We start from the raw sequence: 24,165 nt of genomic DNA, 5'->3' as shown, positions 1-24,165 counted from the left end.
GCTACCGCGCGCTGCTCGCCGTCCCCCTCCTGCGTGAGGATCGGATCGTCGGCGCGCTGGTGGTCCGTCGCCGGGTTCCCGGGCAGTTTCCGGTCGAGACGGTGAACCTCCTCGAGGCCTTCGCCACCCAGTCCGTCCTGGCGATCCAGAACGCGCGGCTCTTCCGCGAGATCGAGGAGAAGGGCCGCCAGCTCGAGGTCGCCAGCCGGCACAAGTCCCAGTTCCTCGCCAACATGAGTCACGAGCTGCGGACCCCCATGAACGCCATCCTGGGCTACACCGAGCTGATCCTCGACGGGATCTACGGCGAGGTGTCCCCGAAGCTCCGGGACGTCATGGAGCGGGTGGACAAGAGCGGGCGCCATCTGCTCGGCCTGATCAACGACGTCCTCGACCTCTCCAAGATCGAGGCGGGGCAGCTCACCCTGGCCCTCACCGACTATTCCATGAAGGAGGTCGTGCACACGGTCTTCACCGCCGTCGAGTCGCTGGCGGCCGAGAAAGCGCTTGCCCTGAAGGTCACCGTAGCCCCGGACCTGCCGCCCGGCCGCGGCGACGAGCGGCGCCTCACCCAGGTCCTGCTGAACCTGGTCGGGAACGCCCTCAAGTTCACCGAGGCCGGCGAGGTGCGGATCGAGGCCCGGGCGGCCGATGGCGTGTTCGTCGTCTCGGTCTCGGACACCGGTCCCGGGATCGCCGAGACCGACCAGCAGCGGATCTTCGAGGAGTTCCAGCAGGCCGACAGCTCCAGCACCCGGAAGAAGGGCGGCACCGGGCTTGGGCTCTCGATCGCCCGGCGGATCGTCGCGCTGCACGGCGGCCGTCTCCGGGTCGAGTCGCGCCCGGGCGAGGGCTCCGCCTTCACCTTCACGCTCCCGATCCGCGTCGAGCGGCAGGCGCCCGCGTCGTGAGCCGCCGCATCCTGGTCGTGGAGGACCACGAGGAGAACCGGCGCATCATGCACGATCTCCTCCAGAGCGCCGGCTACGAGATGCTCGAGGCCCTGACCGGCGAGGAGGGCGTGCGACTCGCCGAGACCGAGCGCCCGGATCTGATCCTCATGGACATCCAGCTCCCGGGCCTCGACGGCTACGAGGCCACGCGGCGGATCAAGGGCCATCCCGCGCTCCGCGCGATCCCGATCATCGCGGTCACCTCCTACGCGCTCAGCGGCGACGACGTCAAGGCCCTCGAGGCCGGCTGCGACGCCTACGTCACCAAGCCGTTCAGCCCGCGGGCGCTCCTGGCCAAGATCCGCGAGTACGTGCCGTGAGGACGCCGCCCCGCATCCTCGTCGCCGACGACAACCCGATGAACCTGGACATCCTCCAGACCCGCCTGGCCGCCCACGGCTACGAGGTGATCACCGCCGCCGACGGCGAGGCGGCGCTGGCCCTGGCTCGCGCGGCGCAGCCTGACCTGGTGCTGCTGGACATCATGATGCCGAAGCTTGACGGGCTCGACGTCTGCCGCCAGCTCCGGGCCGATCCCGCACTCCCCTTCATGCCGGTCATCCTCGTCACCGCCAAAGGCGACTCGAAGGACGTCGTGGCCGGCCTGGAGGCCGGCGCCGACGAGTACCTGACCAAGCCCGTCGACCAGGCGGCGCTGGTGGCCCGGGTCAAGTCGATGCTGCGGATCAAGGCGCTCCACGACACGGTCCAGGCGCAGGCCGCGCGGCTCGAGGCGCAGGCGGCCCAGCTCGGCGAGTGGAACCAGATGCTGGAGAAGCGGGTCGCGGAGCAGCTGGGCCAGCTCGAGCGCCTGTCGCGGCTCAAGCGCTTCTTCTCGCCGCAGCTCGCCGAGCTGATCGTCGCCGGTGGCGCCGACGATCCCCTCCAGACCCACCGGCGCGACGTGACGGTGGTCTTCGTGGACCTCCGGGGCTTCACCGCCTTCGCCGAGACCGCCGAGCCGGAGGAGGTCATGGGGGTCCTCCGCGAGTACCACGCCGAGATGGGCGCCCTGATCCTGGCCCACGAGGGCACGCTCGAGCGGTTCGCCGGGGACGGGATGATGGTCTTCTTCAACGATCCGGTACCCGTGCCGAACGCCGCGGAGCGGGCCATCCGGATGGCGCTCGCGATGCGGGAGCGCGTGCGGGAGCTGACCGGGCAGTGGCGGAGGCGCGGCTACGAGCTGGATTTCGGCGTCGGCATCGCCCAGGGCTACGCGACGATCGGCGCCATCGGCTTCGAGGGCCGGTGGGACTACGGGGCGGTGGGCACCGTGACCAACCTGGCGGCCCGCCTGTGCGGGGAGGCCCGCCCGGGCCAGGTGCTCGTGTCCCAGCGCGTGCTGGGAATGGTCGAGGCGCTGGTCGAGGCGGAGCCGGTCGGCCCGCTGTCGCTCAAGGGGTTCCTCAAGGCGATCGCCGCCTTCAACGTGGTGAGGCTCCGGAGGTGAGACGCGGCCAGATGCTATACTGAGCCGTCGGTGATGAAGGTCCACCTCGTCAGCCTCGGGTGCCCCAAGAACCAGGTCGACGCCGAGCTCATGCTGGGCGCTCTCGCGCACGCCGGCGCCACCCCCGTCGACCATCCGGAGGCCGCCGACTGCCTCGTCGTCAACACCTGCGCCTTCATCGAACGCGCCAAGGCCGAGTCGATCGAGACGATCCTCGAGCTCGCCGAGTGGAAGGCGCGGAGCGCCCGCCGCCCCCGGCTGATCGTCACCGGCTGCCTCTCTCAGCGCTACGGCGCGGAGCTCCTCGCCGAGCTGCCGGAGGTCGACGCGATCCTGGGGACGGGCGACCTCCCCCGGATCGTCGACGTCGTCCACCGCCTCGACGCCCGCCGGGAGTGGGTGACCGGCGCCCCGCCGGGCTACCTCTACGACGCGGCGGCGCCGCGGGTCCGCCTGGGGCGCGTGCCCTACGCCTACGTCAAGGTCGCGGAAGGCTGCGACATGGCCTGTACCTTCTGCGCGATCCCGCTCATGCGCGGACGCCACCGGAGCCGCCCGGTCGGCGACATCGTCGCCGAGGTCGACGCGCTCGGCCGGGCGGCCGTCGCCGAGGTGGTCCTCGTCTCCCAGGATACGCTGGCCTACGGGAAGGACCTGGCCGGACCGGGCCGCCCGGACTTCGGGGACCTCCTCCTCGCCCTCGGCGGCACGCCGGTCCCGTGGATCCGCGTCCATTACCTCCACCCCGCCCACGTGACGGACCGGCTCATCGCGAAGCTCGCGCGCGCCCGCGCGCTGCCGTACCTCGACCTGCCGATCCAGCACGCCGACGACGGCGTGCTCCGCGCCATGCGGCGGGGCGTCACGCGGCGGCGCATGGCCGAGATCGTGGCGGCCCTCCGCGACGCGATCCCCGGGGCCACCCTCCGGACGACGGTGCTGGTCGGATTCCCGGGCGAGACGGAGGCGGCGTTCGGGCGCCTCCTCGACTTCCTCGAGGAAGTCCGGTTCGATCGGGTCGGCGTCTTCACGTACTCGGCCGAGGAGGGGACGCAGGCCGCCGCGATGCCCGCGGCCGAGTCGCCCCCGGTGCCGCATGATGTCGCCGCCGAGCGCGCCCGCCGCGTCCAGGAGCGCCAGGACGCGCTCGCCTGGGAGCGCCAGCGGGCGCTCCTCGGCACGGTGCAGGAGGTGCTGGTCGACGGCAGAAGCGAGGACCCCGCGTTTCCCTGGGAGGGGCGGACCGCCGCGCAGGCGCCCGAGATCGACGGCGTCGTGTATCTCCGCGACGCCGGCCTGCGCCCTGGCCAGCGGATCCCGGTCGAGATCGTCGAGGTCGACGGGTACGACCTGGTCGGCGTCGCCACCACTCGCGGCTGAGCCCGAGCGGCCGTCCACGGCCCTCGACCGGGCGGCCCGGTGGATCGCCACCTGCGCCGGGATCGGCTACGCGCCGGTGGCGCCCGGCACCGTCGCCAGCCTGCCCGTCGCGCTCCTCGTGTGGGGCCTGCGCCCGGCCGATCCCGGGCTCCTCGGCGCGGCCGTCCTCGTCACGGTCGTCGGCATCTGGGCGGCGGGCCGCGAGGAGGCGCGCGTGGGCCGGCGCGATCCCGGGTCGATCGTCGTCGATGAGGCCGCTGGCATGCTGATAAGCCTCCTCGGCCACCCGCGGAGCCTCGGCTGGGTCCTCGGCCTGTTCCTCCTCTTCCGCGTCATGGACGTCTGGAAGCCCTTCCCCATCCGCCGCCTCCAGGATCTGCCCGGCGGCTGGGGCATCGTCACGGATGATCTCCTGGCCGGCGTGTACGCGAACCTGCTCGGCCGCGTCGCCGCCTGGGTGTAGCCGCCGCCGGTGACGACCGCCGAGCTTCTCACCGTCGCCCCTGATCCGGCCCTCGCGGCCGACGCGGCCCCAGCGCTCGCCCGCTGGCTCCAGCGCCACGGCGTGCCGGTGCGGGGGCGCCGCGTCGTCCCGGCCGACGAAGCCGAGGCCGAGCGGGCCCTCCGGGAGGCGGTGGCGGCGGGCGGGCTGGTCGTCTGCCTCGGCGAGGGCGAGGGCGCCGCGGTCGCCCGCCAGGCCCTCGCGCGGCTTCTGGGGACGCGGCTCGTCCTGAGCGACCGGGCGCTCGATGCCGTGTCGAGCGCGTTCGCGCGGCGCGGGCAGGCCATGCCGCGCCGGGCGGAGGGGCTCGCGCTCGTCCCCCAGGGCACCGCGGTGCTGGTCTCCGCGGTCGGTGACGAGCCGGGACTGCTCGCCGAGGTGCCGGGGGGGCTCGTGGCCATCCTTCCGAACGAGACGCGGCAGGCGCTCGGGCTGGCGCGGGAGCACCTGCTCTCGCGCCTCGCGCGGCCCGGCGGCGAGCCGGTCACCGTCGTCCACACGCTTCGGCTCGTCGGGCTCGACCTCGCCGAGACGGAAACCCGCCTGGCGACGGCCCTCCGCGACGTCGACGGCGTGAGCGGCCGCGCCTTCGAGGCCGCCGGCGAGGTGTGGGTGCGCCTCCGGCTGCGGGGGCCGACCGCCGCGGCGGCCGCGGGGCGGCTCGCGGACGTCGAGCCGGCCCTCCGCGCAGAGCTCGGGCCGGCGTGGTACGGAGCGGACGACGAGCCGCTCGAGGTGGTGGTCGGGCGGCTCCTGCGGGCCCGGCGCCTCACGCTGGCCCTGGCCGAGTCGTGCACGGGCGGGCTCGTGGGCCACCGGCTCACCGAGGTGGCCGGGAGCTCGGCCTACTTCGAGCGCGGCCTCGTCGTCTACTCGAACGCGGCGAAGCAGGCGCTCCTCGGGGTGCCGGAGGCCGTGCTGGCGCGCTACGGGGCGGTCTCGGCGGAGTGCGCGGCGGCGATGGCCCGCGGCGTGCGGGTCCACGCGGGCACCGACCTCGGGCTGTCGGTCACAGGCATCGCGGGGCCGGACGGCGGGACGCCGACGAAGCCGGTCGGCACGGTGTTCATCGCGCTGGCGGACCCGGGGGCGGTCACGGTGGAGCACCACCGGTTCGCGAGCGACCGCGAGAGGAACAAGGCGTTCTCGGCGGTGCGGGCGCTGGACCTCCTCCGTCGCTACTGTCTCCAGGAGCCGTGACGTCTTCGGCACGATTCGACGTGTATCCACGCGGCGACGCCGGCGGCGCGTCCGGCGCGCGTCGTCGGGCGGTTCGGCCGACACCCGCGGGGTAGGCACGGTGGTTGCTCCGCGGTGAGACGACCGGGCGGACGTCGCGGGTCCCCGGCGCCGCGGGAGCCGGCGCCTCGCGGGGTGCGAAGCTTCATCGCGGTGCTGCTCCCCGACGCGCTGCGGGCGCGGATCCACGAGGCGGCGGGGGTCCTGCGCCAGCGCGGGGCAGCCGTGTCATGGGTGGCGGCCGACAACCTCCACCTCACGCTCCGCTTCCTCGGGTCGGTGGACGAGGCGACGCTCGGCCGGGTCCGCGAGGCCCTGGCCGAGGCCGGCGCGGCGACAGCCCCCTTCGCGGTGACGCTGGGGGGGTTCGGCGGCTTTCCGACCGCGCGGGCGCCGCGGGTGATGTGGGTGGGCGTGACGGCGGGCGCCGAGCCGCTGGCGGCGCTGCACGCGCGGGTGGAGGCCGCGCTGGCGAAGCAGAGGATCCCGCCCGAGGGGCGGCCGTTCCATGCCCACGTCACACTCGGCCGGGCCCGCCAGCCCCGCGGGGCGGTCGAGCTGGTCGAGGCGCTGGCGGCCCCGGCCGAGCGCTACGGCGAGGCGCCGGTCGACGCGGTGTACCTGATGCGCTCGGATCTCCATCCGGCGGGCGCGCGGCACAGCGTGCTGGCGAAGGAGGCGCTCGCGGCGCGGTGATTCCGCGCGCCGCGCGTTGACTTCGCCGGGGGCGGTTCGTAGAATGGCGGCGATTCGACGCGGTGGAGGGCCGAGGCCCGCGCGCATGGACGCGACGCGGGAGAACGACGGAGGGACGTGATGGCGGACGCGAAGGGGGAGTCGAAGGCCGAGTCCAAGGCCGAGTCCAAGGCCGAGTCCAAGGCCGATCGAGACCGCCGGCAAGCGCTGGATCTGGCCCTGAGCCAGATCGAGCGGCAGTTCGGCAAGGGCGCGGTCATGAAGCTCGGGTCGACGGGCGCCCTCGAGGAGATCGCCGTCATCCCCACGGGATCCCTCGCGCTCGATCTCGCCCTCGGCGTGGGCGGCGTCCCCCGCGGGCGCGTCACCGAGATCTACGGGCCGGAGTCCTCGGGCAAGACGACGCTCGCCCTCCACGTGATCGCCGAGGCCCAGCGGCAGGGCGGGTATGCGGCCTTCATCGACGCCGAGCACGCGCTCGACGCCCAGTACGCGAAGGCGCTCGGGGTCAACATCGACGACCTCCTCATCTCGCAGCCCGACACGGGGGAGCAGGCGCTGGAGATCGCCGAGCACCTGGTCCGCTCGGCCGCGATCGACGTCATCGTCGTGGACTCGGTGGCCGCCCTCGTCCCCAAGGCGGAGCTGGAAGGGGAGATGGGCGATTCCCTCCCCGGCCTCCAGGCCCGCCTCATGTCGCAGGCGCTCCGGAAGCTCACCGCGGCCATCTCGCGCTCGGGGACGGCGGTGGTCTTCATCAACCAGATCCGCGAGAAGATCGGGGTGATGTTCGGGTGCATGCATTATTCGACGCGCGTGACCCTCGCGGACGGGACGAGCGCGAAGATCGGGAAGATTGTCAACCAGCGCATGCCCGTGGAGGTCCTGTCCTACGACCCGAAGACCGGGCGCATCGTGCCGCGCCGGGTGGTCAACTGGTTCGACAACGGCCGGGCCGACCACTTCCTGCAGTTCGAGGTCGAGGGCGGACGCTCCGGACGGCGCTGCTTTGCGGCCACCGAGAACCACATCATCTTCACGCCGCATGGGCGCGTGCGGGCGGGCGCTCTCCAGGTGGGGCACGAGGTGCTGGTCAGTGTCCCGGACTACCGATTGAGCGAGGACCAGCTCCAGCTCCTGCTCGGCAGCGGCCTCGGCGACGGCTCCTTGCGGAGCACCGGGGCGCATACGGCACACTTCCGGGTCGGACACGGTCCGGCGCAGAAGGACTACCTGCGCTGGAAGCACGAGATGCTGGTCCCCTTCGCTCGGGCGATCGGTCCCGTGGGGAACGGCTACGGCTTCGACACGCTCTCGATGCCGGCCCTGGCCGATCTGCGCGCCGAGCTGTACGATCGGGATGGTCGACGCACCGCCGCCGGTTCAGCGCTCGATCGTCTCGATGCCCGAGGGCTGGCGGTCTGGTACGGGGACGACGGGTCGTTTGCCGGCTCATATGCGCGGTGGGGCAAGGGAAAGGCCGTGCTGTACAACAAGTCGCTGCCGCCCGAGGCGCGGGAACGAGTCATGGCCTCACTGGAACGCCTCGGCGTGGGCCGGCCTCGCGATGACGGCCGCGGCTTCCGGTTCGACTCGCGGCAGACGGCGCGACTGCACGCGCTGATCACGCCCTATCTCCATCCCAGCGTGGACTATAAGCTTCATCCGAGCCTCCGTGGCCGCTTCGCCTGGCATCCCGTGGCCGAGACCGAGTCCCTGGCCGAGCGCCGGGTCTTGCGCGCGGTGCCGGCCCGGATCCTCAATCGCTACGTCAAGCCCGCCACGCGCGGGATGCACCGGTTCGATCTGGAGATCGAAGGCCAGCACACGTATCTGGTCGACGGCGTGGTGGTCCACAACTCTCCCGAGACCACCCCCGGCGGCCGCGCGCTCAAGTTCTACGCCTCGGTGCGCCTGGACATCCGCCGCATGGACGCGCTCAAGCAAGGCACCGAGTCCATCGGCGTCCGGACCAAGGTCAAGGTGGTCAAGAACAAGCTGGCGCCCCCGTTCCGCGAGGCCGAGTTCGACATGATGTACGGCGAGGGAATCTCCCGCGAGGGGAACGTCCTGGACCTCGCCGTCGAGCACGGGATCGTCGAGAAGAGCGGAACCTGGTTCTCGTACCGGGACCAGCGCATCGGGCAGGGGCGCGACAACGCCCGGAAGTACCTCCGCGAGAATCCCAAGGTCACCGCCGAGATCGAGACGGCGGTCCGCTCGGCGGTCGGCCTGAAGGCCCGCGGCGACGGGGCGTGAGCCGGATTCCCGGCCGTGACCGCCCGTCGCGCCGGGGCCGAGACCGGGCGACCGCGCCTCCTTGACGCGCCGCGGGCCCGGGCCGTCGCGCTGGACCTTCTGAGCCGCCGGGGCTGGACCCGGCGCGATCTCCGGGCGCGGCTCCGGCGCCGCGGTGCCCCCGCCGAGGTCGCCGAGGCCGTCGTGGCCGACCTCGAGGCTCGCGGGTACGTGGACGACCGGGCCTTCGCCCTCGGCTGGGCGGAGTCCCGGGCCCGGGGCCGCGCGCTCGGCAGCCGCCGCCTCCGGCAGGAGCTGACCGCCCGGGGCGTGGCCCGGCCCCTCGTCGACGCCGCCGTCCGCGAGGCCTTCGCCGCCGACGACGAGGAGACACGAGCGCGCGAGGCGGCCGCCCGGCGACTGCCACTCCTCCGGCGCGCGACACCCGAGCGGGCCGGGCGGCGCCTGCAGGCCTGGCTGCTCCGCCGCGGCTTTCCCGGTGACATCGTCCGCCGCGTCGTACGCGACGCGTGCGGCGTGGCGATCCCGGACGAATAGCAGTGGGCGGGGGGTCGCGCGTGCCCGCGACTCCCAGGTGGGGGAGGTCCAGGAGGGGGAGTGGTTGGGACTCCCCCTCCTGCTGAACGATCCGCGACGCGTGCGGCGTGGCGATTCCCGACGAGGAGGACCCGACATGACGGCAGACGAGCGGAAGTCGCTGATCGCGCGCTACAAGGCCGGCCCTGCCGAGGTCACCGACGCCCTCCGAGGCATCACGCCGTCCGAGCTCGACTGGCGTCCGGGAGGGGACGAGTGGAGCGCCCGCGAGATCGTCCACCACCTCGCGGACGGCGACCTCATCGCCGCGGCCCGCCTCCGGCGCCTCCTGACCGAGGACGCGCCCCGCATCGAGGCGTTCGACGAGGGCATCTACGCCCGGCGATTCGCCTACGCGGCCCGGCCCATCGAGCCGGCTCTCCAGGCCATCGAGGCGGCGCGCGCCACGACGGCCCAGATCCTGGAGCAGCTCGGCGAGGCCGACTGGCGCCGGGTCGGGACTCACAGCGAGATGGGCCCCTATTCCGTGGAGCGCTGGCTCGAGATCAACGCGGTCCACGCCCACGATCACGCGGCCCAGATCCGGCAAAACCGGGACGGCTGGACGGCCCGCCGTCCCTGAGACGCCCGCCGCCACGGAATCCCGAGGTGGGGTGACCCCGCCGTGATCGCCGTGGCCCGGGACCTCGCCGCCCGCGCGCTCGACACCGCCCGGGTGCGGGGGGCGACCTACGCCGATGCCCGCTTCGTCCACCGCGAGGTCGAGGACATGCTCGTTCGAAACGGGCACCTCGACGCCCTCACCCGCCAGGATACCGCCGGCTTCAGCCTCCGCGTGATTGCCGACGGCGCCTGGGGATTCGCGGCGTCCCAGGTGCTCACCGCGACCGAGGCTGACCGCGTGGCCGCGCTCGCCGTCTCGCTCGCGCGGGCTTCCGCGCTCGTGAAGGCGGCCGACGTCCGGCTGGCCGAGGTGACGCCGGTCCGGGCGACCTACCGGACGCCCATCGTGATCGACCCCTTCGACGTACCACTCGGCGAGCGGGTCGACCTCTTGCTCCGGGCCGACGCCGCCATGCGGGCGGTCAAGGGGCTCCGGACGACCCGGGCTTCGGCCGAGATCTGGCGCGAGACGAAGCTCTTCGCCTCGGCCGAAGGGGCCGCCATCGAGCAAGTCCTCTACGAAACGGGGTGCGGCATCGAGGCCGAGGCGGTGGGGGCCGGCGAGATGCAGCGTCGCTCGTACCCGAACTCGGGAGGGCGCCACCAGAACACGGGCGGCTGGGAGTTCGTCCTCCGGCAGGACCTGGTCGGGCACGCGCCCCGGATCGCCGAGGAGGCGGTCGCCCTCCTGTCGGCCCGGCCGTGCCCGCAGGACATCCGGACGACGATCATCCTCTCGGGGAACCAGCTCGCCCTCCAGACCCACGAGTCGTGCGGCCACCCGATCGAGCTCGACCGCGTCCTGGGGACCGAGGCGGCCTTCGCCGGGACGTCCTTCCTCACGCCGGACCGGCTCGGCCGCTTCCGCTACGGCAGCGAGCACGTCAACATCCAGATCGACGCCGTGCTCCCGGGCGGCCTGGGCACCTTCGGCTTCGACGACGAGGGCGTGCCGGCCAGCCGGGGCTGGGCCGTACGGGAGGGTCGCTTCGTCGGCTACCTCACGAGCCGTGAGACGGCCGCCGCCCTCGGCCTGGCGCCGAACGGGACCATGCGGGCCGACGGCTGGGCCAGGCTCCCGCTGATCCGGATGACCAACGTGTCGGTCATGCCCGGGACGTGGACGCTGGAAAATCTCATCGCGGACACGGACGAGGGCATCCTGATGGACACCAACCGCTCATGGTCGATCGACGACCGGCGGCTCAATTTCCAGTTCGGCACCGAGATCGCCTGGGAGATCCGAGGGGGAAAGCCGGGGACCATGCTCCGGAACGCCACCTACACCGGGATCACGCCCGAGTTCTGGGGCTCGTGCGACGCCGTCTGCGGGGAGCGCGACTGGGTGATGTGGGGCACGCCGAACTGTGGCAAGGGGCAGCCGGGACAGTCGGCCCACACCGGCCACGGCGCCGCGCCCGCGCGCTTCCGAAACGTCCGGGTGGGTGTCCTCCGGTGACGGCGCCGCCCGAGCACCCCGGCGCCTTCGGCGAGCAGGCGCTCCGCGAGGCGGCCGAGCGGGCGCTCCAGGAGACGGAGGGCGACGAGGCGGAGGCGCTGGTCCTCGGCCAGACCCAGGCGCTCACGCGCTTCGCGAACAACGCGGTCCACCAGAACGTGGCGGCAGCCGGCGCTGACCTCCGGATTCGGGTCGTCGCCGGCAAGCGCGTGGCCGCGGTCTGGACGAACCGCCTCGATCCCGATGGCATCCGCGCGGCCGCCCGGCAAGCCGGCACGCTGGTCCGGCTGGCGCCGGAGAATCCGCAGTGGGCCGGGCTCCCGGCGGCCGGGGCGGCGCCGCACGCCCCGGCATTCCGCGAGGCCACCGCCGCCGCCTCGCCCGAGCGGCGCGCGCGCCTGGCGGCCACCATCTGCGGGCCCAGCCGGGTCGCCGGGCTCCGCGCGGCCGGCTTCGTGTCGACGACCGTGAACGAGGTCGCTGTCGCGAACTCGCACGGGACCTGGGCCTATCACGCCGGGACCGTGGCCGAGGCGCAGGCCGTGGCGCTGGGCGAGGCGGGCTCGGGGTATGCCGACCGGGTCCACGCGGACCTCGACCGCCTCGATGTCGGCGCGGTGGCGGCGGAGGCGATCCACACGGCGCAGCGGGCCCAGCGGCCGCGGGAGGTGCCGGCCGGAACCTACGAGGTGGTCCTCGAGCCCTACGCCGTGGCCGACGTGGTGGAGTTCCTGGGCTCCCAGCTCACCGGGCTTGCCGTCGAGGAAGGCCGCTCCTTCGTCGGCGGGCGGCTCGGCGAGCGTGTCACGGGCGAGACCGTCACGCTGGTCGAGGACCCGGTCGACCCGGAGGGGCTGCCCCGGCCGTTCGACTTCGAGGGGGTCCCCTCGGAGCGGCTGGTCCTGATCGAGCGCGGGCACGCCCGCTCGATCGTCTACGACTCGCAGACGGCCGCGCGGAACGGCGCCCGGAACACGGGCCACGCGCTCCCCACCGGGCCGGCCGCGCCCCTCCCGATGCACCTCCGGCTCGAGCCCGGGACCAAGACCCGGGAGGCGCTGATCGCGGGCGTGAAGCGGGGGATCCTGGTCTCGCGCTTCTGGTATACCCGCTGGGTCCATCCACTCAGGACGATCGTGACCGGCATGACCCGGGACGGCACGTTCCTCATCGAGAACGGCGAGGTCGCGTCCCCGGTGCAGAACTTCCGCTTCACCCAGTCCTATCACGAGGCGCTGGCCGGGGTGGTCGCGATGGAGCACGTCCTCAAGCTCCAGCGGCTCGACCTCTGGGACTTCGAGGCCGGCTCGATCCGCGTCCCGGCTGTGCACCTGGCGGCGTTCACGTTCACGGGGACGACCCACTACTGACTGCGCCCTCGGTGTCGTTGTCCCGCCGATGATCTGCCCGGCCTGCGCGACCGAGATCCCCGCTGGCTTCAAGTTCTGCGGGAACTGCGGCCAGCGGCTCGCCGACGCTCCCGCGCCCGCGCCGGCGGTGCCGCCGGCCCCGAGACCGGAACCGGCCGGCGCGCTGGGCGGCGAGCGGCGCGAGGTGGCCGTCCTCTTCGCCGACGTCAGCGGCTTCACCCGGATGAGCGAGCGGCTCGACCCGGAGGACGTTCACGCGGTGATGAACGACTGCTTCGCCGGACTCGGTGCGGCGATCTCCGAGGAGGAGGGCTACGTCGACAAGTACATCGGGGACAGCGTCATGGCCCTCTTCGGCGCGCCGGTCGCCCACGAGGACGACCCGGCGCGGGCCTGCCGGGCGGCGCTGGCGATGCAGGTCTTCCTGGCGGGCTTCGCCGAGCGGTGCGAAGCGCGCACCGGGGTCCCCCTCCGCATGCGGATCGGCCTCCACTGCGGCCTCGTGCTGGCCGGGGGCGTCGGCTCGGACGTGCGCATGGACTACTCCGTCATGGGAGACACCGTCAACCTGGCCTCGCGCCTGGAGTCGGCGGCGCCGCCGGGCGGGGTGCTCGTCTCCCGGGAAGTGGTCCGGCGGACGCGCGGGCAGTTCGAGTTCGGGCCGCCCCGCCAGCTCACGGTGAAGGGCAAGGCGGAGCCGGTCGAGGCCTACGAGCTCGTGCGGGAGGTCGCGGAGGTCGATCCCCGCGGCCGCGATGGGCTGTCGGTCGCGCTCGCCGGGCGGGAGGCCGAGCTGGCGGCGCTCACGGCCCGCTGGCGCGCCGCCGCCGGCCGCGAGGGGGCATCGGCGCGCTGGATCGAGATCCGCGGCGAGATGGGCATCGGGAAGACGCGGCTCGTCGAGGAGGCGACCCGCCGGCTGACCGATGTGCGTCTCGTCGCCGTCGTCGCGACGCCGGAGGCCCGCCGCCGGCCGTTCGGCCTGGCGCGGCGACTGGTCCTGGCCGTCGTCCGCGACCTCACCGGCGACGCCGCCCCGCCCGCCACGCGGCCGGCGTTCGCGGGCGCCCTGGCCCCCCTGGGTCCGGCCCTGAGCCCGTTCCTGGACGCGCTGTGGCACCTGGCGGCTCCGAGCCGGCTCGGGGTGCCGGCCCCCGATCCGGATCCACAGACGTTGCGCCGGATGGTCGAGCGCGGCGTGGCCACGCTCCTCCGCGAGCTGGCGACCCACGCCCCGGATGTCGCGGTGGGCCTCGATTCCTACGAGCTGGCCGACGAGGCCTCGGTGGAGCTCCTGGAGTCGATGGGCGCCGAGCCCACCGGCTGGCCGATGCCGGTGATCGTGACGGCCCGCGACGAGGCCCGGCCACCCCACGAGCTCTCGGTCGTGATCCAGCTCGGTCGCCTCGGCGACGAGGCGGCCGGCGTGCTGCTCGATCGGCTCGTGGGCGATGTCACCCTGCCCGCCGGGCTGCGGCGGGACATCCTCGATCGGGCCGCCGGTGTCCCGCTGTTCATCGAGGAGATGATGCGGTCGCTCGTCGACCAGAAGATCCTGGCGCAGACCGGCGACGGTCGCTGGCGCTGGAGCGCTCAGGCCGAGCCGGCCTCGGTGAGTCTGCCGGCGTCGATCCGGGCGGCGATGGTCGCCCGCCTCGATCGCCTCCCACGGGCGGAGGCCGACCTGCTCGGCCAGTGTGCCGTTCAGGGCGTCGAGTTCGATCCGGGTGTGACCGAGCTGGTGCGGCAGGCGCCCGCCCGTCGCGGGCCGCCGGTCGCCGAGCTTCTGCCCGGGCTCCGTCGCCGTGACCTGATCACGGACCTCGGGGCCGGCCGGTGGGGCTTCCGCCAGCCGCTCTTTCAGGAAGCATGCTACGAGACCCTGCTGCTCCGGGAGCGCCGGGCCCTCCACGCCGAGACCGCGGCGGCCCTCTGCGAGCGGGGGGGCGGGCTCGACGGCGTGGCCCCCGAGCTCCTCGCCCACCACTTCGAGCGCGCTGAATCGTGGGCGGAGGCCGCCCTGGCGAACCTGCGCGCGGGGGATCGGGCCGCCGAGCTCTTCGTCAACCCCGAGGCGATCCGGCGCTACGCGCGGGCCCTGGAGATGATCGGGCGGCTCGCCACCCCCACGGAGGCCGAGGGCCGCCTGGCCGTGCTGGCGCACGGCGGGGCCGCCCGCGTGCACCTCCGGGTCGGGGCCTACGGGCTGGCCGAGGAGCATGCCCAGAGGATGCGATCGCTCGCCGCGCGCGCGGGTGACCGGGCCGAGGGCGACCGGCTGGTGGCGGCCGCCTGCCTCTCCACCGGACGGACGGCGGAGGCCGAAGGCCTCCTGCTCGGCGCCGTCGTGCTGGCCCGCGAGGACGACACGGCGGCCGGCACCCGGGTTCAGGCGCTCTACGACCTGGCCGATCTCTACCATCGCGCGGACCGGGCCGCGGACGCGCTGGCCCGCCTGGGCGAGGGACGGGCGGCGGCCGGAACGGAGGACGATGGGAGCTCCATCCGCGCCGACATGCTGGAGGGCCGGATCGCCCACACCCAGGGGCGGTTCGCCGACGCGGCCGAGCTCTACGCGCGCGCCTACGAGGCGGCCGAGCGGGTCGGGAGCCTCTCCGAGCGCGCCCGGGCGGCGAACAACCTGGGGAACGCGGCGCGCGACCTCGGCGACTACCCGGCGGCCCGGGGCTACTTCGAGCAGGCGCTCACGATCTGGGAGCGCACCGGCGACACCGAATGCATCGCCGGGGCCCGCAACAACCTCGGCAACCTGGCGATGAGCGAGGGCGACTTCGCCACCGCGCGCGAGCACCACGAGCAGTCGCTCGCGGCGTGCCGCGCCATCGGCAATGTCCACGGGGCCGCCCTCGCCCAGGGGAACCTGGCGATCCTGGCGACGGAGCAGGGGGAGGGCGCGCGGGCCGTGGTCCTGGCCGAGGGGGCCCTCGACACGCTGAGCGGCTCCGGCAACGTGCTCCTCCGCGGGCTCGTGCTGGTGGTCCTCGGCGAGGCGCGGCTCCTCACCGGCGATCTCCCCGGGGCCCGCGTCGCCTTCGACGACGTGGTGGCCGCCCACGACGAGGCACGCCATCCGCTGGCGGTCGCCGGCGCCTGGCGGGGCCTCGGCCGGCTCGCCCTGTCCACGGGCGCGGCCGGCGAGGCCCTCGCCCTTCTCGACCGTGCGCTCGAGGCGTTCGAGGGCCTCCAGCGCGCCCAGGAGGCCGCCCGGACGGCGGTCTATCGCGCCGAGGCGCTGTGGCAGGCGGGCGATCGCGAGCGGGCCCGGGTCGAGCTCGGCCGGGCCCACGAGCGCTTCGCGGCGATGCGGGCCGAGCGTGACGCCGAGCGCGTCGAGCGCCTCCTCCGGGACCTCACTGGAAGTTGATGCCGATGCCGACGTAGGCGCCGAGGCCGTCCTGGTTGCCGGTCTGGAGGACGGCCAGCGTGAAGGCAAAGCCGTCCGGCCGGCGGACCTGAACCCCGAAGGCGAAGGGCGTGTGCCGCAGCGTCTCGCTCCTGGTCGAGATCTCCGCCACCAGGAAGAGACCCCGGGGCAGCTCGAGCTCACCGCCCAGGAAGGCAACCGTGCCGTTCGCCGCGTTCACGTCGGCGTCCTGCCAGTATCGGCGGATGCCGGTGTGGAGGCGCACCGCGCGCAGGATACCCAGCTCGTCGATCGGGAAGCGCTTGGAGGCGGCCGCGAAGACGGTGCGTCGCGTCAGGACATCCGCGCCCTCGCGGAGCACGCCGCCCAGCCCCACCTCGGGCTGCCAGCCCTCGTCCTCGAGCAGGCGGATCCGGAGCAGAGGCCCGCCGGCCGCGAGGGAGTGATCGGAGTCGAAGTGCTCGATGACGCCGATCGCTCCCACCTCGAGCCAGTCGGTGACACCGTAGGCGATCATCGCCTGGTGCCACGCCACGACGACGTCCTCCTGCTCGAACAGGGCCACGCAGTACTGGGGGGTGAACTGCCCTCGGGGGAGCGTCCCCGAGGTGGGGTTGATGAACAGCCCGGCCGGGCCTTCGAACGTGATGAGCCCGCGCCCCCCGGAATCGCGCCGGTCTTCCTGGGCCACCGCGACGGAGCAGGAGGCGAGGACGAGCACGACCCCCAGGACCTGACGCATCGCGCCTCCCGAGCGTGGGCGATCGCGCGCAGTCTATCAGATGGTATGATAAAAGTCCCATGACCGGCCACGCCCTGCGGGATCGGTTTCTCCGGTATTTCGAGCGGAACGGGCACACGATCGTGCCCTCCTCGTCGCTCGTCCCCGCTCAGGATCCGACCCTTCTCTTCACCAACGCGGGGATGGTCCAGTTCAAGGCCGCCTTCCTGGGCGAGGAGCGCCGCGACTACGCCCGGGCCACCACCTGCCAGAAGTGCGTCCGGGCGGGGGGCAAGCACAACGACCTGGAGAACGTCGGGCGGACCGCGCGACACCACACCTTCTTCGAGATGCTCGGGAACTTCTCGTTCGGCGACTATTTCAAGGCCGAGGCGATCGCCTTCGCCTGGGAGTTCCTGACCCGGGACCTCGGGCTGCCGCCCGCGCGGCTGTGGGCGACGGTGTTCACCGACGACGACGAGGCCTTCGCGCTCTGGAAGAAGGTGGCGGGCCTCTCGGACGACCGGATCCTCCGGCTGGGCGAGAAGGACAACTTCTGGGCCATGGGGGATCACGGGCCGTGCGGGCCTTGCTCCGAGGTCCACTACCACCAGGGCGACCACCTCCCGTGTGCCGAGGTGGAGGCGGGCCGACCGTGCCTCGGCCCCGCCTGCGAGTGCGACCGCTGGCTCGAGATCTGGAACCTGGTCTTCATGCAGTTCGACCGGAACGCCCAGGGCCAGCTCGTGCGTCTCCCCAAGCCCTCGATCGACACCGGCATGGGGCTCGAGCGGGTCGCCGCCGTCGTCCAGGGCGTCGACTCGAACTTCCTCACCGACCTGATCCGTCCGCTGATCGCCCACGTCGAGCGCCTGGCCGAGAAGCCCTACGGGGCCCGCGAGTCGGACGACGTCTCGATGCGGGTCATCGCCGACCACGCCCGGGCGGCCGCGTTCCTGATCTCCGACGGGGTGTTCCCGTCGAACGAGTGGCGGGGCTACGTGCTCCGCCGCATCATGCGGCGGGCCATGCGCCACGGGCGCCTCCTCGGGCTGATGGAGCCGTTCCTGTGGGACGTCGCGGGGACGGTGACGGCCCTGATGGGCGAGGTCTACCCGGAGCTCGTCGCCGAACGGACGCGGGTGGCCGAGACCGTCCGGCTCGAGGAGGAGCGCTTCGCCGAGACGCTCGACGCCGGCACCACCCGGATCATGGAACGCCTGGCGGCCGAGGGCGAGGGCGCCGGCCGGCCGATCGACGGGCGGCTCCTCTTCAAGCTCTACGACACCTACGGCTTCCCCCGCGACCTCGCCGAGGAGATCTTCCAGGAGCACGGGTGGCGGGTCACCGGCGAGACCGAGGCCGCGTGGGCCGCCGAGATGGAGGCGCAGCGGAAGCGCTCACAGGAAGGCGCGGCCTTCGGGACGGCGGCCGGCGAGCGGGGCGCGGTCTACCAGACGCTGGCCAGCGAGCTCCCGCGGGTCGAGTTCCTCGGGTACGAGGCCCTGGCCACGCCCGCGCGCATCCTCGCCATGGTGCGGGACGGGGGCCGCCGGCGGGAGGCCGTGGCCGGTGACGAGGTCGAGGTGATCCTGGACCGCACCCCGTGCTACGCCGAGTCGGGCGGTCAGATCGGCGACACGGGCCAGCTCACCGGCCGGCAGGGGCAGGGCGCCATCCTGGACACCCAGTTCCGGGGCCCCGGCCTCATCGTGCATCGGGTGCGCGTGACCCAGGGCGGCTTCCGGGAAGGCGAGGAGGTCGCGGTCGCCGTGGAATCCCCGCGCCGCCAGGGGCTCCGGCTTCACCACACCGGCACCCACCTGCTCCACGCGGCCCTCCGGCGCGTGCTCGGCACCCACGTCACCCAGGCCGGGTCCCTGGTCGCCCCCGATCGGCTCCGCTTCGACTTCACCCACCCGAGCCCGGTGAAGGACCGCGACCTGGAGAACGTCGAGGACCTCGTCAACGAGAAGGTCCGCGACAACCTGGCGGTGGACCCCTTCTGGACCCAGCGCGACGAGGCGCTCCGGATGGGCGCCCTGGCCCTCTTCGGCGAGAAGTACGGCGAGCGCGTCCGGGTGATCCGGATCGGGGACTTCTCGACCGAGCTCTGCGGCGGCACCCATCTCGACGCGACGGGACAGATCGGGCTCTTCAAGGTGGTCACCGAGGGCGCGATCGCGGCCGGCGTCCGCCGGCTCGAGGCCGTGACCGGAGACGCCGCGCTCCAGCACGTCGGCCAGCAGGAGCACGCCCTCCGCCAGGCCGCCGACCTGCTGCGCATCCCGCCGCTCGAGCTGCCGCGGCGGCTCGGGAAGCTCCTCGAGGAACAGCGGGCGCTCGAGAAGCGCCTCGAGGAGCTGGAGGTCCGCCTCGCCCGGAGCCGGGCTCAGGACCTGGTGGCCGGCGCGCGCCAGATCGGGGACGTGACGGTCGTGGCGGCGCGCGTGGACGGGCTGGATCCCGAGGGCCTGCGCGCGGTCGCCGACTCGGTGCGGGAGCGACTCGGATCGGGCGTGATCTGTCTTGGGAGCGTGACCGACGGGAAGGTGAGCCTGGTGAGCGCCGTCACCAGGGACCTGACGAAGCGCTTCCACGCGGGGAAGCTCGTCCAGGAGGTCGCCAAGGCCATCGACGGCGCGGGCGGCGGCCGCCCGGACCTCGCCCAGGCCGGCGGGAAGAACCCGGGCGGGCTCGATCGGGCGCTGGCGGCCGTGTACGACTGGGTCGCGCGCGCCGCCGGGGGCTGAGCCTGTGCGGGCCCTCCTGGGGCTTGGGCTCGCGGGCCTGCTGGCGGCGGGCTGTGCCGCCACGCGGGTCGTCCCGGTGCCGGAGGCCGGGGTCGCGCTCGACGCCGCGACGCATAGCGCCCGGCGCGAAGCCGAGGGCGTGCGCGTGGTGGTCCGCTCGTCGGCCTGGAAAGGGAACCCGACGTATCTCCCCCAGTACGTCACGCCCTTCCATCTGCTGATCGCCAACGACAGCCCGGTCCCCCTCCGCTACGACTACGGGGATCTTCGGCTCTTCGACACGGACCGGTTCCAGTACACGGCGCTGCCACCCATCGAGGTCGCCCGGATCCTCCGCGCGGGGTGGGGCCGCACGCCCGGTGCGGTTCCCGGACCCACCGTCGTCGCGGCGGCCGGGGCGTCTCTGGGGGCACTCCACCGCCGGCGATTCGGGTGGGACCCATGGGAATGGGGACCGCCCTGGTGGTATCCGCCCTACTACCCCTATCCCCTGCCGCCGTCCGTCGACGAGGTCCTGCGGGAGGCGCTCCCGGTGGGCACGCTGCAGCCGGGCGCGCGCACCCAGGGATTCGTCTACTTTCCCCGGCTCCGGCCGGAGGCCGAGCGGCTCACGTTCGAGTTTCACTATGCCCTCGGGGATGCGCCGCGCGTGCTCACGCTGCCCTTCGCGGTGGAGCGGACGGATCTCGGCGGCCGCCCAGGCGCCTCGTAAGGGTGCTCGACCGGATCGCCGCCGTCGTCCTCGATCCCGGCATCTCACCCCTTCTCGTCTACACGGTCGTCTTCCTGAGCTGCATCCTGGAGAGCTTTTTCCCCCCCTGGCCGACCGACGTGATCGCGGTCTACGCCGGGTTCCTCGCCGGGCGCGGGGCCGTCTCCGGGCCCGGCGTCTTCCTGGCCGCCATCCTGGGAACCCAGATCGGCGTCATGGCGGTCTTCTGGATGAGCCGGCGATGGGGGCGAGCGCTCCTGGCCGGGCCCATGGGCCGGTACGTCCCGGCGGACCGGCTGACCAGCCTCGAGATCTGGTTCGCGCGATACGGGACGCCGGCCATCGCCATCTCGCGCTTCTTTCCCGGGATCCGCGCGCTCGTGATGCCGGCTGCGGGGCTGGCGGACTTCGCGGCCTGGAAGGTGTGGATCTTTGCCGGCGCGTCGGTCGTGGTGTGGAACGTCTTCGTCGTGGGGATCGGGTTGTTGGCCGGGACGCACCTGGACTGGGCCAAGCAGGTCCTCCTTCACTACAACACCGTCGCCCTCGCCATCCTCGGGATCGTCCTGGCTGGCTGGGCCGCCCGCTACGCCATCCGTCGCCTCCGGACGCGTCAGCCGACTGCCTCCAGCAGAAGGCCCTTCAGGTAGCGGGTCTCGGGCACGGTCAGCAGGACCGGGTGGTCCTGCGCCTGCCCGTACGCCGTGCGGAGCCGGACCGGGCGGCGGGCGTCGCCCGCGGCCGCCCGGCAGACCTCCTCGAACAGGGGCGGGCCCACGTGATGCGAGCACGAGAACGTGGCCAGGAGTCCGCCCGGCCGGAGACAGGCGAGCGCCCGGAGGTTGATTTCCTTGTACCCTCGGAGGGCGGCCGTGACGGCCGTCTTCCGGCGCGTGAAGGACGGGGGGTCGAGGATGACCAGGTCGAATCGCCGGCCGGTCCGCTCGAGCTCGCGCAGCGCGTCGAAGGCGTTCGCTTCCACCACGTCGAACCGGTCACCTCCGTCCTGGGCGTCGGCGTGGGTCCGGGCCCGGGCGGCGGCTTCGGCCGAGGCCTCCACGCCGAGGACGTGGGTCGCGCCGTGCCGGAGCGCCCAGCAGCCGAACGCCCCGGTGTAACAGAAGGCATCGAGCACCTCGCGTCCCGCGGCGTGGGAGGCCACCGCCTCCCGGTTCTCGCGCTGGTCGAGGTAAAAGCCCGTCTTGTGGCCCGTCTCGAGGGCGACGCGGAAGCGGCAGGGGCCTTCACGGATGTCGACCTCGAGCGCCGGCGAGCCCTCGACGCCTCCGACCAGCCAGCCCGAGTCCCCCGCCAGTCCCTCGACCGTGGCGGCCGCGGCGTCGGCGCGCCGGTACACGGCCCGGGCGCCGACGATCTCGAGGGCGAGCTCCGCGAGGGCGCGCGCCCACTGCTCGATCCCCAGCGTCAGGGCCTGGAGCACGAGGACGTCGCCGTAGCGATCGAGGACGAGGCCGGGAAGCGCGTCGCCCTCGCTCCCGACGACGCGCCCGGCGTCCCCGTCGTAGCCGAGCGCCTGACGGAAGGCCCAGGCGGTCAGCAGGCGCCGCCGGAGGAAGGCGCGATCGACCGGCTCGTCGTGCGGCGTCAGGAGGCGGCAGACGATCTGGGGCCGCGGGTTGTAAAAGCCCCGTCCGAGGACGTGCCCGGCGGCGTCGCAGACGGAGACGGCCTCGGCCGGCGCCCAGGCGCCGTCGAGCCGCCCGACGTCGCTCCGATAGACCCAGGGGTGACCGGCCAGGAGGCGGAGCTCCCGCCCGGAGCGTAGGACCAGCTTCGCCACCGCGACGGGCTCGGCGTCGCGCTAGACGCGGCGGAGCACGGGGATCATCATGAGCGCGCCCCGCGCGCGCTCGAGCGGGCGCCGGAGGCTGAAGTTCGAGAACCAGCCGGCGAACTCGAAGCCACCGGCGAGCTCGACCAGGGCCCGCAGCTCTTGCGGAAAGACGATGCGTGTCTTGTGGCGCTGCGTCACCACGCGCCGGGTGCCGTTCTCGGTGATCTCGAACCGCATCACCTCGTCACAGATCTGCTGGACCGGGTCGTAGGCCTGGAGGGTGCGGAACGTGGTGCGCACCGTGATGCCGCGGCGGCGGCGGGTCCAGGCCCAGCGGAGCGCCGGGCCTGCCCAGCGCGTCGGGATCAGGCGGTCGAAGATGTAGACGCCGCCGGCTCGCAGATTGGCCCCCACCGCCCGCAGGTGCGCGACGAGCGCCTCGTTGGTCAAGAGATGCCCCTGGGAGTCCTGCATGCAGATGGCGGCGTCGGCCGGCGCGGGGAGGCGGAAGGCCGTCATGTCGGCGACCGTCGCCTCCACGGCGACGCCGGCGGCGGCGGCCTGGCGCTCGAGGAAGGCGATGCTCTCGGCCGACAGGTCGAGGGCGCTCACGCGGTAGCCTCGTCGGGCGAGCCGGAGGGCGTGATGCCCGGTGCCGCAGGCCAGGTCCATCACGTGGCGCACCGGACCCCGAGCATACCGGCCGAAGCAGGCTTCGAGGAAATCGGTCTCCGCCTTGCGGTTGACCTCGAAGGCGATGTGGTAGTACGACGGCGAGGTGTACAGGCCCCGCCCCCGCCGGTCGCGCCTTACGTCTGCTTCGCCCACCATGTGAGGATCGCCTCCCGAACGATCCCGGCCGCCGTGATGGCGGTCCGACCCGTCGGATCCCAGATGGGCGAGACCTCCACGAGGTCGACGCCGACGATGGCGGCGCTGCCCCCCTGGTGGAGGTGCCGGAGCGCCGCCAGGAGCTCCGGGACGCCGAGGCCGCCCGGCTCGGGAGCGCCGGTGCCGGGCGCGACGGTGGGATCGAGCACATCGATGTCGATCGTGACGTAGAGCGGCCTTTCGCCGACCTCGGCCGCCACCTGGGCCGCGGCCTCGGCCGCCGGGACCGACCAGCCGGGAAAGACGCGGGTGCCCCGCGCCGGCATCCACTCCTCGCGGTCGCCCGTCCGGAGCCCGATCTGGTAGAGCCGGTCGGCCGGCACGTGATCGAGCACCCGGGTCATGGCCGAGGCGTAGCTCCATGCCTCCCCCAGGTACTCCCGCCGGAGATCCGGGTGGGCGTCGAACTGCACGACGCGGAGGTCGGGGTAGTGTCGGAGGGCGACGGGGACGATGGCAGCGGTCACCGTGTGGTCGCCGCCGAGAAAGACCCAGCGCTGGCGCGGGTCGAGGACGGAGGCCAGCTCGGCCGTCACCGCCGCCAGCGCTGCCCGGGGCGCCGTATCCGGGACCGGGACGTCGCCGGCGTCGGCCAGCGCGAGGTCGGTGAGGCTGAGGCCGAGCGCCGGCGCGTAGGTCTCGAGGAGGTCCGAGGCGCGGCGGATCGCGGCCGGCCCCAGCGCGGCACCCTTCCGCTGGTTCACCCGGCCTTCGAAGGGGATGCCATAGAGGACGACGTCGGCGCCGCGCGCGTCGGGCCGACAGGCGATGAAGGAGGGGCGGGCGGGGTTCAACGCCAAATCGACGCCTCGTGACCCGCCGCCGCGGGGCTAGAGCAGGTCGTCTTCGGACAGGAGCGCCACTGCCGCCACGGCGCAGCCGAGCCGGCCCACGCGGTGCTCGACCGCGACCACCCGAAGCTCGCGAATCCGCTCCCCGCGCACCGCGAAGGCCTCGGCGAGCATTCCCCGAACCGCCGCCTCGGCACCGGCGCGATCGGTCCGATCGTGGAACTCCATGATGACCCCGGCCTTGGTCCGGTCCTCGGGGAGGGCGTAGCCCACCGCCGCGGCGATGGTCTCGCCCGGTGTCTCGCTGGTGATGGCCGCGAAGGCCGTGGGCACCAGGACCCCTGGCCTGATCTGGGGAAGGGGGACGACGTCCACGTCCGGGGGCACGATGCTGGAGACCTTGACGAGGTTGACGTTCCCGATCCCTGCCGCGAGGAGCGCGTTGTCGAACGCGTTGAGCGTGGAGCCGCCCTCGGCGCAGCCGGCCGTCGCCGCCACCTTCGTCACCTTCTTCCAGATCATCGCCACCTCCTGTCCGAGTCGGTTTGGGGCCGAAACCGGTCTGATGATACTGGCCCGAAAGTAAAACGCAAGCATTTTTTCCTT

General features: G+C 73.5%; 21 protein-coding genes. 16 read left to right on the top strand and 5 right to left on the bottom strand.

The features are described from left to right. From VGW35_09040 to VGW35_08980, 13 genes are all read left to right on the top strand, one after another. Positions 1-911, top strand: a 911-nt coding sequence (locus VGW35_09040) for an ATP-binding protein (protein HEV8307802.1), incomplete at its 5' end; no start/stop codon positions are given. After that, positions 908-1,273, top strand: coding sequence for a response regulator (locus tag VGW35_09035; protein ID HEV8307801.1), 366 nt, complete (start codon positions 908-910; stop codon positions 1,271-1,273). The genes VGW35_09040 and VGW35_09035, both read left to right, overlap by 4 nt. Beyond that, positions 1,270-2,406, top strand: coding sequence for a response regulator (locus VGW35_09030; GenBank protein ID HEV8307800.1), 1,137 nt, complete (start codon positions 1,270-1,272; stop codon positions 2,404-2,406). Before VGW35_09035 ends, VGW35_09030 begins: the two co-directional genes overlap by 4 nt. A gap of 33 nt (positions 2,407-2,439) precedes the next feature. Then, positions 2,440-3,786 (top strand): 30S ribosomal protein S12 methylthiotransferase RimO, encoded by a 1,347-nt coding sequence (rimO, locus tag VGW35_09025; protein HEV8307799.1) that lies wholly within the window; start codon positions 2,440-2,442, stop codon positions 3,784-3,786. Further along, on the top strand, positions 3,686-4,249 hold the full coding sequence (locus VGW35_09020) for a phosphatidylglycerophosphatase A (GenBank protein HEV8307798.1): 564 nt from the start codon (positions 3,686-3,688) through the stop codon (positions 4,247-4,249). The genes rimO and VGW35_09020 overlap by 101 nt, the downstream gene beginning before the upstream one ends. A gap of 9 nt (positions 4,250-4,258) precedes the next feature. Next, positions 4,259-5,488 (top strand): nicotinamide-nucleotide amidohydrolase family protein, encoded by a 1,230-nt coding sequence (locus tag VGW35_09015; GenBank protein HEV8307797.1) that lies wholly within the window; start codon positions 4,259-4,261, stop codon positions 5,486-5,488. Between the two features lie 174 nt (positions 5,489-5,662). Beyond that, positions 5,663-6,223 (top strand): RNA 2',3'-cyclic phosphodiesterase, encoded by a 561-nt coding sequence (thpR, locus tag VGW35_09010; GenBank protein HEV8307796.1) that lies wholly within the window; start codon positions 5,663-5,665, stop codon positions 6,221-6,223. A 120-nt stretch (positions 6,224-6,343) separates the two neighbouring features. Then, positions 6,344-8,482, top strand: a complete 2,139-nt coding sequence (recA, locus tag VGW35_09005) for a recombinase RecA (protein HEV8307795.1) — start codon at positions 6,344-6,346, stop codon at positions 8,480-8,482. A gap of 15 nt (positions 8,483-8,497) precedes the next feature. Continuing rightward, positions 8,498-9,019 carry a regulatory protein RecX gene (locus tag VGW35_09000; GenBank protein HEV8307794.1) on the top strand — a complete coding sequence of 174 codons (522 nt, stop codon included), beginning with the start codon at positions 8,498-8,500 and terminating at the stop codon, positions 9,017-9,019. A 136-nt stretch (positions 9,020-9,155) separates the two neighbouring features. Continuing rightward, positions 9,156-9,641: a DinB family protein gene (locus VGW35_08995; protein HEV8307793.1), complete on the top strand. Its 486-nt coding sequence runs from the start codon at positions 9,156-9,158 to the stop codon at positions 9,639-9,641. Between the two features lie 51 nt (positions 9,642-9,692). Continuing rightward, positions 9,693-11,141 (top strand): TldD/PmbA family protein, encoded by a 1,449-nt coding sequence (locus tag VGW35_08990; protein ID HEV8307792.1) that lies wholly within the window; start codon positions 9,693-9,695, stop codon positions 11,139-11,141. Next, complete coding sequence (locus tag VGW35_08985; protein ID HEV8307791.1) at positions 11,138-12,511, top strand: TldD/PmbA family protein; 1,374 nt, start codon at positions 11,138-11,140, stop codon at positions 12,509-12,511. Before VGW35_08990 ends, VGW35_08985 begins: the two co-directional genes overlap by 4 nt. A gap of 28 nt (positions 12,512-12,539) precedes the next feature. Next, a complete protein-coding gene (locus tag VGW35_08980) occupies positions 12,540-15,896 on the top strand; it encodes an adenylate/guanylate cyclase domain-containing protein (protein ID HEV8307790.1) in 3,357 nt (1,118 codons plus the stop codon). On the opposite strand, the gene VGW35_08975 is transcribed toward VGW35_08980, so the two are convergent. Beyond that, the gene (locus VGW35_08975) at positions 15,883-16,638 is read right to left on the bottom strand and encodes a hypothetical protein (protein HEV8307789.1); all 756 of its coding nucleotides are present in this window, start codon (positions 16,636-16,638) and stop codon (positions 15,883-15,885) included. The genes VGW35_08980 and VGW35_08975 overlap by 14 nt on opposite strands. Before the next feature lie 59 nt (positions 16,639-16,697). Here VGW35_08975 and alaS point away from each other — a divergent pair, with 59 nt between their 5' ends. The 3 genes from alaS to VGW35_08960 are packed head-to-tail and all read left to right on the top strand — an operon-like array spanning position 16,698 to position 20,732. Beyond that, positions 16,698-19,370 carry an alanine--tRNA ligase gene (alaS, locus tag VGW35_08970; protein HEV8307788.1) on the top strand — a complete coding sequence of 891 codons (2,673 nt, stop codon included), beginning with the start codon at positions 16,698-16,700 and terminating at the stop codon, positions 19,368-19,370. 4 nt (positions 19,371-19,374) lie between these two features. After that, entirely contained in the window at positions 19,375-20,082 is a 708-nt protein-coding gene (locus VGW35_08965; protein HEV8307787.1) for a hypothetical protein, read from the top strand. A gap of 2 nt (positions 20,083-20,084) precedes the next feature. Continuing rightward, entirely contained in the window at positions 20,085-20,732 is a 648-nt protein-coding gene (locus VGW35_08960; protein ID HEV8307786.1) for a VTT domain-containing protein, read from the top strand. Here VGW35_08960 and VGW35_08955 read toward each other — a convergent pair. Genes VGW35_08955 through VGW35_08940 form a run of 4 tightly spaced genes read right to left on the bottom strand, consistent with a single transcriptional unit; the run spans position 20,696 to position 24,081 of the window. Beyond that, entirely contained in the window at positions 20,696-21,883 is a 1,188-nt protein-coding gene (locus tag VGW35_08955; GenBank protein ID HEV8307785.1) for a class I SAM-dependent rRNA methyltransferase, read from the bottom strand. The genes VGW35_08960 and VGW35_08955 overlap by 37 nt on opposite strands. Before the next feature lie 21 nt (positions 21,884-21,904). After that, positions 21,905-22,708: a class I SAM-dependent methyltransferase gene (locus tag VGW35_08950; GenBank protein HEV8307784.1), complete on the bottom strand. Its 804-nt coding sequence runs from the start codon at positions 22,706-22,708 to the stop codon at positions 21,905-21,907. Further along, positions 22,687-23,568 (bottom strand): agmatinase, encoded by an 882-nt coding sequence (speB, locus tag VGW35_08945; protein ID HEV8307783.1) that lies wholly within the window; start codon positions 23,566-23,568, stop codon positions 22,687-22,689. The genes VGW35_08950 and speB overlap by 22 nt, the downstream gene beginning before the upstream one ends. A 30-nt stretch (positions 23,569-23,598) precedes the next feature. After that, the gene (locus tag VGW35_08940; GenBank protein ID HEV8307782.1) at positions 23,599-24,081 is read right to left on the bottom strand and encodes an arginine decarboxylase, pyruvoyl-dependent; all 483 of its coding nucleotides are present in this window, start codon (positions 24,079-24,081) and stop codon (positions 23,599-23,601) included. Positions 24,082-24,165 lie beyond the last annotated feature (84 nt).

Source organism: Candidatus Methylomirabilota bacterium (assembly GCA_036005065.1).
GTDB lineage: Bacteria > Methylomirabilota > Methylomirabilia > Rokubacteriales > DASRDR01 > DASYQW01.
This window is presented reverse-complemented; position numbering and strand designations above follow the sequence as displayed.